Origin of the sequence: Catenuloplanes niger (assembly GCF_031458255.1) — a bacterium.
GTDB lineage: Bacteria > Actinomycetota > Actinomycetes > Mycobacteriales > Micromonosporaceae > Catenuloplanes > Catenuloplanes niger.
Window position 1 is genome coordinate 6028344 of the sequence record NZ_JAVDYC010000001.1, and the last position, 12012, is coordinate 6040355.

At 72.5% G+C, this 12012-nt stretch carries 9 protein-coding genes; 4 read left to right on the plus strand and 5 right to left on the minus strand.

The annotated features are described in order from the left end of the window. Positions 1 to 223 precede the first annotated feature (223 nt). The 4 genes from J2S44_RS26840 to J2S44_RS26855 form a co-directional block, all read right to left on the minus strand. Positions 224 to 2290 (minus strand): 3-hydroxyacyl-CoA dehydrogenase NAD-binding domain-containing protein, encoded by a 2067-nt coding sequence (locus J2S44_RS26840; protein WP_310419555.1) that lies wholly within the window; start codon positions 2288 to 2290, stop codon positions 224 to 226. Then, the gene (locus J2S44_RS26845; protein WP_310419558.1) at positions 2291 to 3484 is read right to left on the minus strand and encodes a thiolase family protein; all 1194 of its coding nucleotides are present in this window, start codon (positions 3482 to 3484) and stop codon (positions 2291 to 2293) included. A gap of 132 nt (positions 3485 to 3616) precedes the next feature. Further along, positions 3617 to 4939, minus strand: coding sequence for an HRDC domain-containing protein (locus J2S44_RS26850; RefSeq protein WP_374727910.1), 1323 nt, complete (start codon positions 4937 to 4939; stop codon positions 3617 to 3619). Positions 4940 to 5007: 68 nt separating this feature from the next. Beyond that, positions 5008 to 5577, minus strand: coding sequence for a DUF3000 domain-containing protein (locus J2S44_RS26855; RefSeq protein ID WP_310419564.1), 570 nt, complete (start codon positions 5575 to 5577; stop codon positions 5008 to 5010). Positions 5578 to 5751: 174 nt separating this feature from the next. On the opposite strand from J2S44_RS26855, the gene hemE reads away from it, so the two are divergent. The 4 genes from hemE to hemQ all read left to right on the plus strand — a co-directional run bounded on the left by hemE (position 5752) and on the right by hemQ (position 10667). Next, a complete protein-coding gene (gene hemE, locus J2S44_RS26860; protein ID WP_310419566.1) occupies positions 5752 to 6828 on the plus strand; it encodes a uroporphyrinogen decarboxylase in 1077 nt (358 codons plus the stop codon). Positions 6829 to 6836: 8 nt separating this feature from the next. Then, a complete protein-coding gene (locus tag J2S44_RS26865; RefSeq protein ID WP_310419569.1) occupies positions 6837 to 7331 on the plus strand; it encodes a flavin reductase family protein in 495 nt (164 codons plus the stop codon). Between the two features lie 868 nt (positions 7332 to 8199). After that, positions 8200 to 9969 (plus strand): protoporphyrinogen oxidase, encoded by a 1770-nt coding sequence (hemG, locus tag J2S44_RS26870; protein WP_310419572.1) that lies wholly within the window; start codon positions 8200 to 8202, stop codon positions 9967 to 9969. Beyond that, positions 9966 to 10667, plus strand: a complete 702-nt coding sequence (gene hemQ / locus J2S44_RS26875; protein ID WP_310419575.1) for a hydrogen peroxide-dependent heme synthase — start codon at positions 9966 to 9968, stop codon at positions 10665 to 10667. The genes hemG and hemQ overlap by 4 nt, the downstream gene beginning before the upstream one ends. Before the next feature lie 66 nt (positions 10668 to 10733). Here hemQ and J2S44_RS26880 read toward each other — a convergent pair whose 3' ends face one another. Further along, entirely contained in the window at positions 10734 to 11747 is a 1014-nt protein-coding gene (locus J2S44_RS26880; RefSeq protein ID WP_310419578.1) for a pectate lyase family protein, read from the minus strand. Positions 11748 to 12012: the final 265 nt, after the last annotated feature.

Sequence of the window (12012 nt, forward strand, 5' to 3'; positions counted from 1 at the left end):
TATCGCTCCATTCGTCGGCGACAAGATCCGTGATTATGTCGCAGACATCCTGAACCGGGAATGTTTCCTGACCGAGTATCTCCGGAACGTTCGGCGTGTCGCTCTTGACGAAGGCGGAAATCGTTACCTTCCGTTCCATCGTGGAGCCTTGCGTGGGGCGCCGAACGACGGCCGCCCGCCTCCTCGCCGGTGGCGTGGGGGCGGGCGGCCGGAGAACCGTGCGTCAGGCGAGCGAGGCCGTGCCCTTCGGCAGGAATCGCCGGCCGGTGACCGACTCGGACGTGCCGGTGCGGTCCAGGTACGGCGTGATGCCGCCGAGGTGGAACGGCCAGCCGGCGCCCAGGATCATGCACAGGTCGACGTCCTGCGCCTCCGCGACCACGCCCTCGTCGAGCAGGGTGCGGATCTCCTGGGCGAGACCGTCGAGGACCTTCTGACGTACCTCGTCCGCGGAGAGCGGTGTGTCGCCGACGGTCAGCAACGCGGTGACCGCCGGGTTGATCTCGTCGTCCACCAGCAGCGGCAGGCGGGCGTCGGCGAGCGCCTTGAGGTTCGCGCTGAGCGGGAACCGGTCCGGGAACGCCGCGTGCAGCGTCTCCGTCACGTGGTAGGCGATGGCCGGCCCGACCAGCTGCAGCAGCGCCAGCGGCCGCATCGGCAGGCCCAGCGGGTCGATCGCGGAGTCCGCGACCTCCAGCGGCGTGCCGGCGTCGATCGCCGACTGGATCTCCGACAGGAAGCGGACCAGCACCCGGTTGGCGACGAACGCGGGCGCGTCCTTGACCAGCACGCAGCTCTTCCGCAGCTGCTTGCCGACCGCGAACGCGGTGGCGAGCGCCGCGTCCGAGGTCTGCTCGCCTCGGATGATCTCCAGCAGCGGCAGCACCGCGACCGGGTTGAAGAAGTGGAAGCCGACCACCCGCTCCGGGTGTTCCAGGTCCGCGGCCATCTCGGTGACGGACAGCGAGGACGTGTTCGTGGCCAGCACCGCCTCCGGAGAGACGATCTTCTCCAGCTCCGCCCAGACCTGCTTCTTGACGGACAGCTCCTCGAAGACCGCCTCGATGACGAGGTCGGCGTCCGCGAAGACCGACCGGTCGACCGAGCCGGTGACCAGCGCGCGCACCTTCGCCGCGGTGCCGGCGTCCATCCGGCCCTTGCCGACCGCCTTGTCGATCTCGGCGTGTACGTACCCGACGCCCTTGTCGACGCGCTCCTGGTCGAGATCCGTCATCACGACCGGGACCTGCAGCCGGCGCGCGAACAGCAGGGCCAGCTGCGACGCCATCAGGCCGGCGCCGACCACGCCCACCTTGGTGACGTCCTTCGCGTGCACCGGCGACGGCGCACCGACCGGCTTCTTCGCGCGGCGCTGCACCAGGTCGAAGGCGTAGAGACCGCTGCGCAGCTCGTCACTGAAGATCAGGTCGGCGAGCGCCTGGTCCTCCAGCGCGGTGCCCTCCGCGAACGAGGCGCCCTTCGCGACGCCGATCAGCTCCAGCGCCCGGTTCGCGGCCGGGACCGCGCCGTGCAGGCGCTTGTCCAGCATCGCCTTCGCGAAGTAGAGCACGCCGTCCCACGAGTCACGGTCGACCTCGGGACGCTCGACCGTGATCGAGCCGCCGACCACGCCCGCGGCCCAGGCCAGCGACCGCTCCAGGAAGTCGGCGGGCTCCAGCAGCAGGTCCGCGATGCCCATCTCGGCCGCCTGCTTCGGCTTGAGCATGCGGTTCTGCGTCAGCGGGTTCTGGATGATCACCGTGGCCGCGTTCGCCGGGCCGATCAGGTTCGGCAGCAGCTGGGTGCCGCCCCAGCCCGGGACCAGGCCCAGCGATACCTCGGGCAGCGCGAGCGCGGCGGCACCGGACGAGAGCGTCCGGTAGTGGCAGTGCAGCGCCAGCTCCAGGCCGCCGCCCATCGCCGCGCCGTTGATGAACGCGAACGTCGGGATCGTGCTGTCCTTCAGCCGCGCGAACACGCGGTGGCCGAGCCGGCCCAGTTCCAGCGCCTGCGCGTGCGTCTCGAGCAGCGGCACGCCGGTGAGGTCCGCGCCGACGCAGAAGACGTACGGCTTGCCGGTGATCGCGATGAACGCCGGCTCCGCCGCGAGCGCCTGGTCGATCGCCTCCGACAGCGACGCCAGCCCGCCCGGGCCGAACGTGTTGGGCTTCTTGTGGTCGAAGCCGTTGTCCAGCGTGATCAGCGCGACCTGACGGTCGACGCCCGGCACCCGGACCAGCCGCAGCAGCGACTTCGTCACGACCTCGGAGGGAAAGGAGATCTCCGTCATTTACTTCTCACCCTCCCAGGCGGGGTTCTCCCAGATGACCGAGCCGCCCATGCCGATGCCGATGCACATGGCGGTGATGCCGTACCGGACCTGCGGGTTCTCGGCGAACTGGCGGGCCAGCTGGGTCATCAGCCGGACGCCGGAGGAGGCCAGCGGGTGGCCGACCGAGATCGCGCCGCCCCACGGGTTCACGCGCGGGTCGTCGTCCGCGATGCCGAAGTGGTCGAGGAACGCCAGCACCTGCACCGCGAACGCCTCGTTCAGCTCGAACAGGCCGATGTCCTCGATGCCCAGGCCGGCCTTGCGCAGCGCCTTCTCGGTCGCCGGGATCGGGCCGACGCCCATCACCTCGGGCTCGACCCCGACGTACGCGTAGGAGACCAGCCGCATCGCGACCGGCAGGCCCAGCTCACGGGCGACGTCCTCGGCCGCGATCAGCCCGGCGGTGGCGCCGTCGTTGAGGCCCGCCGCGTTACCGGCGGTGACCTTGCCGTGCGGGCGGAACGGCGTCTTCAGCGTGGCCAGCTTCTCCAGGCTGGTCTCGCGCGGCGCCTCGTCCGTGCTGGCCAGGCCCCAGCCGGTGGCCGGGTCGCGCACGGCCATGGTGACCAGGTCGGGCTGCAGCTTGCCGTTCGCGTACGCCTTGGCCGTCTTGATCTGCGAGGCCAACGCGAACGCGTCCGCGCGCTCCTTGGTGATCTGCGGCGCGCGGTCGTGCAGGTTCTCCGCGGTCGAACCCATCACCAGGGCGGACGGGTCGACGAGCTTCTCCGCGAGGATCCGCGGGTTCGGGTCGACGCCCTCGCCCATCGGGTGGCGGCCCATGTGCTCCACGCCGCCGGCGATCGCCACGTCGTAGGCGCCCATGGCGATGCCGCCGGCCACGGACGTCACCGCGGTCATCGCGCCGGCGCACATCCGGTCGATGGAGAAGCCGGGCGTGCTCTTCGGCAGGCCGGCCAGCAGCGCGGCCGTGCGCCCGATGGTGAGGCCCTGGTCGCCGATCTGGGTGGTGGCCGCGATCGCGACCTCCTCGACCCGGTCCGGCGGCAGCTGTGGGTTACGGGCCATCAGCTCCCGGATGCAGCGGATCACGAGGTCGTCGGCGCGGGTGTCGGCGTACATGCCACCCGCCTTGCCGAACGGAGTGCGGACACCGTCGACAAAGACGACGTCCCGAACTTGACGGGGCACAGCGGGCCTCCTCGCGAAATCATGACGTGTGCGGCAATGCTACTCGCCGGTAACCAAGGGTCGCAGGCCGACGCCCCTATGGTCCAGCCCACACCTGGGCCGCCGCATGATTTCGCGAGGAAGCCGCGTCGCTCACTCCTGTGCCGGCAGCGCCTCCGCCAGGCCGTTGGCCAGCAGGTTCACCTGCCAGTTGCGGGCGTTGTAGCCGCGCAGCGTGTCGCCGACCGTCGCGACGGTGATCTCCTCCGGTGGCGTCCACGCCAGCCGGCGGATCGAGTCCGGCGAGATCAGGTTCTCCGGCGGCAGGTTGTGCTGGGCCGCGACCTGCAGCACCACCTCACGGCAGCGAGCCAGCCGGGACGCGGCGGCCGGGTCCCGATCGGCCCACCGATGCGGTGGCGGCGGACCCTCCATCGGCGGCGAGACCGGCAGCTCCGCGTCGGGCAGCGCCCTGGCCTCGCGCAACGCCTCCAGCCAGGTCTTGGCCAGCCGGCGCACCGAGCGCCCGCCGAAGCCGGGCACGGTGAGCAGCGTGCGCTCGTCCTGCGGGTCCAGCTCGGCCGCCGCGACGATCGCGGCGTCCGGCAGCACCCGGCCCGGAGCGGAGTCCCGGCGGGAGGCGACGGCGTCCCGGGCGTACCAGAGCGCCCGCACCCGCGCCTGGGCACGCTGGCCCCGGATCCGGTGGATGCCGGAGGTGCGCCGCCACGGGTCGGTCCGCACCTTCGGCGGCTGCCCACCGGAGGCGACCAGCGCGGCGAACTCCTCCGCCGCCCACTCGGCCTTGCCCTGGCGCTGCAGCTCCTCGGCGAGCACGTCGCGAAGGTCGGTCAGCATCTCCACGTCGAGCGCCGCGTAGGTGAGCCACGACTCGGGCAGCGGCCGGCTCGACCAGTCCGCCGCCGAGTGATGTTTCTCCAGCGAGTAGCCGAGCAGCGATTCGGTGAGCGCGGCCAGGCCGACCCGCTCGTACCCGCCCAGGCGGGCCGCGAGCTCGGTGTCGAACAGCCGCCGTGGACGCAGGCCCAACTCGGCCAGGCAGGGAAGGTCCTGGTTCGCGGCGTGCAGGACCCACTCCGCGTCGGCGATCGCCGCGTCCAGCGCACGCAGGTCACCGAGGGGCAGCGGATCGATCAGCACGGTTCCCGCGCCGGCCCGGCGCAGCTGCACCAGGTAGGCCCGCTGGCTGTAGCGGTATCCGGAGGCGCGCTCCGCGTCGACCGCGACGGGCCCGCTGCCGGCGGCGAACCGGGCGACGGCGTCGTCCAGTTCCTTACCGCTCTCCACGGGCTTCGGCGTGCCGTCTCGGGGCACGAGCAAAGGGACCGCCCCGCCGGGGGAGGGGTCGGGCCTCACGTCTGACTCCGCCGCCGGGCGGTCGTCGGCTGGGTTGTGCGGTCCGTCCCCTGCCTGGCGTTGCGTGTCCCGACGGTGCAGGGGTGATTCGTCGGTCACCTTGTAACCCTACGGGTTGCCGGACGTTAACCCGTCGCTGCGCCTGCGTCGGCGCGTCGGAAAGCGCATCAGCGGCCGAACGGGGAGATCGCGGTCACGCCCGGCGGCGGCAGGCCGGCCGTCGAGGAGAGCAACGCGCACCAGCCGAGGAGGTGGCCGGTGAGCGCGTGTTCCGAGTCGTCGAGCGGGGTCCAGGACGCCCGCAGCTCGATGTCCGCCGTGGCCGGTGGCCCGGCCAGGTCACCGAACCGGGTGGAGGTGGTCTGCGTGACCGTGCCGGCCAGCGCGGCGTGCCCGGCGCCGTGACTCTCCAGCGCGTCCGTGAGCCAGGTCCAGGCCACGGCCGGGAGCAGCGGATCCGCGGCCAGCTCCGGTTCGAGCTCCGCGGTCACGTAGCTGACCAGCCGCAACCGGCCCTGCCATGCCTCGTGGCCGGCCGGGTCGTACAGCAGGACGAGACGGCCGGTCGCCACCTCGTCGCCGTCGCGCAGCACCGTGGCGCTCAACGCGAACGCGTAAGGAGCCAGCCGCTGTGGAGCGGTGACCTCCTCCAGCAGGATCTCCGGGCGGGGGGTGGCGGCGCGCAGGCCGGCTACGGCACGCGCGAACGTCTCCGGGAGAACGGTCGAGGGTGCCATGTCCGCAGCCTAAGCGCGGGCCTTACGCGTTCGGCACCCGGCGCGCCGGGGCCATCGGCGTCGATCGTGTCGCGGCCGTCCGTTGTGCGCGGTCCCGGCAACGGACGGGCCCCGCCGCGACGAACCGTCAGGTGTGGCGGAACCGGTTGTCGGAGGCGTGCGAGCATGGAGGGGATGACGACCACAGCATCGGGCGCCGCCCGCGCCTCCTCCCAGGTCCCGGCCACCGCAGACTCCGCGTTCGTGCGCGCGGCCCGGGGCGGTGCGGTGCCGCACACGCCCGTGTGGTTCATGCGCCAGGCCGGCCGGTCGCTCCCGGAGTACCGCAAGGTCCGTGAGGGCATCCCGATGCTGGAGTCCTGCCGCCGGCCCGAGCTGGTGGCGGAGATCACGCTGCAACCGGTCCGCCGGCACGGCGTGGACGCGGCGATCTTCTTCAGCGACATCGTGGTCCCGATCGCGGCCGCCGGCATCGATCTCGACATCGTCGCGGGCACCGGCCCGGTGATCGCCGAGCCGATCCGCACCGCCGCCGACGTGGAGCGGCTACGGCCGATCACGATCGACGACGTCTCGTTCGTGGACGAGGCGGTCCGGCTGCTCACCGCCGAGCTCGGCGCGACGCCGCTGATCGGGTTCGCGGGCGCGCCGTTCACGCTGGCCAGCTACCTGATCGAGGGCGGGCCGTCGCGCACGTACACCCGCACCAAGGCGATGATGTACGGCGCGCCCGACCTGTGGAACGCGCTGCTGGACCGGCTCGCGGACATCACGCACGAGTTCCTCCGGGTGCAGATCGCGGCCGGTGTCTCCGCGGTCCAGCTCTTCGACTCGTGGGCCGGGGCGCTGTCCGAGGCCGACTACCGCCACTACGTGCTGCCCCACTCGCGCAAGGTGCTGTCCGGGCTGGCCGACGCGGGCGTGCCCCGCATCCACTTCGGCGTCGGCACCGCGCTGCTGCTCGGCGCGATGGGCGAGGCCGGGGCGGACGTGGTCGGGGTGGACTGGCGAACCCCGCTGGACGTCGCCGTGACGCAGGTCGGCGCCGGCAAGGCCGTGCAGGGCAACCTCGACCCGGCCGTCCTCTTCGCACCGTGGCCGGTCGTCGAACAGCACGTGCGCCGCATCCTCGGCGAGGGCCGCGCCGCTCCCGGGCACGTCTTCAACCTGGGCCACGGCGTGCTGCCGGACACCGACCCGGACGTGCTCACCCGCGTCGTCGAGCTGGTCCACACGGCCTCCGCGCGGTAACCGCGGCCATGGTCGAGCTGCCGCGGGTCCCCGAGGACGAGCCGGCGCTGCGTGCCGCGTTCTCCCGGTTCCCCAGCGGCGTCGTCGCGGTCGCGGCACTCGTCGACGGCGAACCGGCCGGCATGTCGGCCAGCTCGTTCACGTCCGTCTCGCTCGACCCGCCGCTGGTCTCGGTGAACGCGCACGTCAAGTCCGCCACCTGGGCACGCCTCGCGGACCGGTCACGCCTCGGCCTGAGCGTGCTCAGCGAGGACCAGGCGGACATCTGCCGCCGCCTCGCCACCCGCGGCCGCACCGACCGCTTCGCCGGCGTCCCCTGGGCCGCCACCGGCACCGGCGCGGTCTTCGTCGAGGGCGCCACCGCCTGGCTGGAGTGCGAGGTCACCCAGCGGGTCCCGGCCGGCGACCACGAGATCGTCGTGCTCCGCCTGCGCGCGGTCGCCACCATGCCGGACCGCCCACCGCTGATCTTCCACGCGAGCGCGTTCCACCGCCTCGCCTGACCGCGAACGCCGCTGCTCTCCCCGTTCCCGGCGTGGTCGGTTCTCTACGTTCCGGCGTGGTCCGGCCCGCACGGACCCGCGAGCACCGAGCCGGACCGGGCGACCTCAACCCCGATTTTCCCGCTTCCGGCGGGGTGCGGCCCGCATGCTCCCGCGGGCCAACCGGGCGGTCCACTCAACTTCGCTGGCGCTCCGTTCGCTCCCCGCCGCGGAGCCGGTGCCGCCGGCCAAGAGCGGCACGACCTCCGTGCGGGCACCGGCCGCCGGCCGCTTCCGTGCCGCCGGCCCGGACCACCGCCGTCGGCCGGTGCCGCGAGCACAGTGTTCGGCGCGGTCCGATCGGTCACGGTAATTCGCGGTTGTCCACAGGCCTGGCCCGGTGCGGGTGGTGCCGGGCAAGGTGGATTCGTGGTCGACCGCTCGCTCCGGCGCGTTGTGGGCTGTGTCGAGGGTTGTGGGCTGTGTCGAGGCAGGAGGGGATCGGTGGTTGGCCACACGGTTCGGCGTTGTGCGGGCTGTGTCAGGCAGGAGAGGTCGGTGGTTGGCCACGCGGTGCGGTGCGGGATGTGCCGGAGCAAGAGGGTCCGCGGTTCCGACCCGACCCGGCCCGGTGCGGCGCGGTGTTGGTTGCCGGGTAAGGCGCGCTGCGATGTTGGTGGCCTGGCGCGGTGCTGGGTGCTGGGCGACGGGCGCGGTGCGCCGCGGTGCCGGTGAGGCGCGTTCGTGGGTGACGAGTGGGTGTGGCGGCCGGGGTGCGCGGGCGGCGTGGTCGGGGGCCGGGCACCGGTGGCCGGGAGGGCGAAGGTCATGTGGGAGATGGGCCACCCGGCCCGGTGAGTGACCGAGGGGAGGTGGCAGGCTGGTGAGCATGGGCAACGAGCGGGTTGCGGTGGTCGGGGGCGGCATCGCGGGGGTTGCGGCGGCGTTGCGGCTGCGGGAGCGGCTGGGGCCCGACGCGACGATCACGATCTTCGAGCAGGGTGCCGCGCTCGGCGGGAAGTTGCGGACCGGTGAGCTGGCCGGTGGCGTGCAGGAGCTGGGGGCGGAGACCTTCCTGGCGGGTGATCCGGCGGGTGGCGAGTCGGCCGCGGTGTCGCTGGCCCGGCGGGCCGGTCTGGGCGATCGGCTGGTGCATCCCGGGACGACACAGGCCGCGCTGGTGATCGGCGGCGTGCTGACCGGCATCCCCGGTGGGACGCTGATGGGCGTGCCGGAGGACGCGGCGCAGGTCGCGTCCGTGGCCCGGGTCGTCGAGGGCCGCGACCCGGATCAGGGCCGGCCGCTGCTGGGCGACGGCGAGGACGTGGCGATCGGCGCGCTGACCCGGCGCCGGTTCGGCGACGAGGTGGTGGACCGGCTGGTCGATCCGCTGCTGGGCGGCGTCTACGCGGGCCGCGCCGACGAACTGTCCCTGGACATGACGGTGCCGGGACTGGCCCGCGCGGCACGCACCGAGCACACCCTGACCGCCGCGGTGAAGGCGGCCAAGGCCGCCGCGGCACGCGCCCGAGCCGCCGGCGCCGCCGCACCGGCCGGAGCAGCGCAGACCGCCGCCGCCCAGGCCGGAGTAGCGCAGGTCGCCGCCGCCCAGCCGGGAGACCGGCGGGCCGCCGCGGAGACGGGAAGCGCGCAGACGGATGTCACGCGGGCCGCGGCGCGGGCAGCGGTCGCACTGACGGACGCCGCGCAGACGGACGTCACGCGGACCGGAGCCGCGGCGCGGGCAGCGGTCGCACAGACGGATGCCGCGCAGTCGGAGGACGCGTCCGCCGCCGCGCAGGTGGGTGGTGCGCGAGCGGGAGGTGCGCCGGCCGGGACCGCGCACGGTGCCACCGGGCGGGCCGGGGCGGCGCCGATCTTCGCCACTGTGGACGGTGGGCTGAGTCGGCTGGTCGAGGCGGTGGCGGACGCGGCTAAGGCGGAGGTGCGGCTGGGGCTGCCGGTGCGGGCGCTGGAACGCGCCGGTGACGGTGGCTGGGTGCTGACCGTCGGGGCGGCGAACTCGAGTGCCGCGGCGGAGCGCCACCGGGTGGACGCGGTCGTGCTGGCGGTGCCGGCGAAGGCGGCGGCACGGCTGCTGGGCGGCGTGGACGCGAGCGTCTCGGGCGTGGTCGGCGGGTTGGACTACGCGAGCATCGCGCTGATCAACATGGCGTTGCCGGCGGCGGAGCTGCCGCACCTGTCGGGGCTGTTGATTCCGCCGGTCGAAGGGCTGCTGATCAAGGCGGCGACGTTCTTCGGCGTGAAGTGGCCGCATCTACGGCGGGCGGACGGCGTGGTGCAGGTGCGCACGTCGGTGGGACGCTACGGCGAGGAGCATCTGCTGCAGCGGGACGACGCGGAGCTGGTGACGACCGCGCACGCGGAGTTGTCGCGGTTGCTGGGCGGCGCGCTGCCGGCACCGGTCGACTCGATCGTGCAGCGGTGGGGCGGGGCGTTGCCGCAGTACGCGCCGGGCCACCGGGCACGGATCACGTCGGCCCGGGAAACTCTGCGGGCCGCGCATCCGACCATTGTGCTGGCGGGCGCGGCCTACGACGGCGTGGGCATCCCGCTCTGCGTGCGGTCCGGGGAGAGCGCGGCCGACGAAGTGGCAGACGTTGTGCAGGCAAGCGACAGGAGCAGGGAGAACGCATGAGCGAGCAGACGAACGCGGCGCGGATCAAGGAACTGAACGCGAGCATCCGGTACACGATGTGGTCGGTGTTCAGGGCCGAGACGTTGCTGCCGGCGCTGCGCGACGATCTGGGCGCCGAGGTGGACGTGCTCTTCGAGCAACTCGAGGCGAAGGGCGTGGTGATCCGGGGCACGTACGACGTGTCCGGTCTGCGTGCGGACGCCGACCTGATGATCTGGTGGCACGCGGAGTCGAGCGACGCGCTGCAGGAGGCCTACTCGCTGTTCCGCCGCACCGCGCTCGGCCGGCACCTGAGCCCGGTCTGGTCGCAGATGGCGCTGCACCGGCCGGCCGAGTTCAACCGCAGCCACATCCCGGCGTTCCTGGCCGGCGAGGAGGCCCGGCCGTACCTCTGCGTCTACCCGTTCGTGCGCTCCTACGAGTGGTACCTGCTGCCCGACGAGGAGCGGCGCGACCTGCTGCGTGAGCACGGGCAGATGGCGCGCGGCTACCCGGACGTGCGGGCCAACACGGTCGCGTCGTTCGCGCTGGGCGACTACGAGTGGATGCTGGCGTTCGAGGCGGACGAGCTGCACCGGATCGTGGACCTGATGCGCGACCTGCGCGCGTCCGGCGCACGGCGGCACGTCCGCGAGGAGGTGCCGTTCTACACCGGCCGCCGCCGCTCGATCGCGGAGATCGCGGCGTCGCTGCCGTAACGACGGCGGCGACGGACACGGCGAACGGGGGTACGGGCGGAACCCGTACCCCCGAAGGCTCTGGATCTAGATCTTGCCGGTGCCGGCCTGCGCGGTGACGATGGACTTCACCGAGCTGGGCGTGTCACAGGTGTAGGAGTAGGGGATCGAGGCGACGCTGCCGCCGGTCTGACCGGCGCCGGAGTTGACCTTGTGGTTGTTGCGCGCCACCAGCGAGCCCGCGTCGGACGAGCCCTCACCCAGGTGGTACGGGTCCTCGACGTTCTCGAAGTAGTTGCACTCGACGAGCACGCCCGCGTTCTCGGTGGACGCGACGCCGTAGTCACCGATGTTGCTGTAGTAGTTGTTGAACACGTGCACCGGGTTGCCGAAGCGGACCCGCGGGTTGCGCTGACCGGTGCCGTCGAACCAGTTGTGGTGGTACGTCACCTTCAGCTTGCCGGTGTCCTCGGCGGAGTTGTCGTCGCTGTGGCCGAGCAGCATGTTCTTGTCGTGGTCGTGGCTGTGCACGTACGACACGGTGATGAAGTTGCTGGTCCGCTTGATGTCGAGCAGCCCGTCGTAGCCGTTCGCCATGTCGAGGTGGTCGAGCCAGACGTTCGTCGAGTACTGCACGTTGATCGAGTCGTCGGACGCGTTCCGGAAGTTCAGGTTCTGGATGATCACGTTTGTGGCGTTGGCGATGTTCAGGCCACCGCCGGTGATCGTCGCGTTCGACCCGACACCGCGGATCGTCTTGTTCGAGGCGACCTTCTGCATGCCGCTGATCGAGATCGTGCCGGACACGTTGATGACCGCGGCACTGCTCGACTGCATCGCGCTGATCAGGGCGGACGAGGACGTGACGGTGATCGGGGAGGCGTTGCCGCCGCCGGTCGTGCCACCGTTCTGCGTCGCCCAGCCGACCAGGGCGGGAGCCGCGAGGGTGCCCGTGCCGGCGTCGGCCTGCGGGGTCTCCGCCGCGTTGGCGATCGCGCCCATGCCGGCCACGAGTACGGCGGCCGTGAGGCCGGCGCCGATCGCGAGCGGAAGGGCGCGGCGCCGCGACGAGCGGTGCCGGGCCGGAGAGTTGTCCTGCATGTGCCGTTCCTCCTTCGGTGGGGTGTCCGGGGTGGACTCCCCTCGACGGGAGGCGGTGACCCTGGGTGGCCGTGGGCGCGGCCGATCCGGGCGGTTCGGGTGCAATAGGGCCACCGCCTGACGCGGCCGGGGCTTCTGCCTGCCCCGGCACCGCGCCATGGGGCGATATTTCCGATCTCGGAGTCATGGGCCGATAGCCCGTTGCGTTAACGACTCCGAAACCTTCTGGCCCCACCGTAGGCAGCGTCAGAGATAAGGGTCAATG

Bases quoted from the DNA above. Each gene is read 5' to 3' on its own strand.
- J2S44_RS26880 (WP_310419578.1), bottom strand. From the start codon at position 11,747: ATGCAGGACAACTCTCCGGCCCGGCACCGCTCGTCGCGGCGCCGCGCC.
- J2S44_RS26865 (WP_310419569.1), top strand. From the start codon at position 6,837: ATGGTCGAGCTGCCGCGGGTCCCCGAGGACGAGCCGGCGCTGCGTGCC.
- J2S44_RS26855 (WP_310419564.1), bottom strand. From the start codon at position 5,577: ATGGCACCCTCGACCGTTCTCCCGGAGACGTTCGCGCGTGCCGTAGCC.
- hemE (WP_310419566.1), top strand. From the start codon at position 5,752: ATGACGACCACAGCATCGGGCGCCGCCCGCGCCTCCTCCCAGGTCCCG.
- hemQ (WP_310419575.1), top strand. From the start codon at position 9,966: ATGAGCGAGCAGACGAACGCGGCGCGGATCAAGGAACTGAACGCGAGC.
- hemG (WP_310419572.1), top strand. From the start codon at position 8,200: ATGGGCAACGAGCGGGTTGCGGTGGTCGGGGGCGGCATCGCGGGGGTT.
- J2S44_RS26840 (WP_310419555.1), bottom strand. From the start codon at position 2,290: ATGACGGAGATCTCCTTTCCCTCCGAGGTCGTGACGAAGTCGCTGCTG.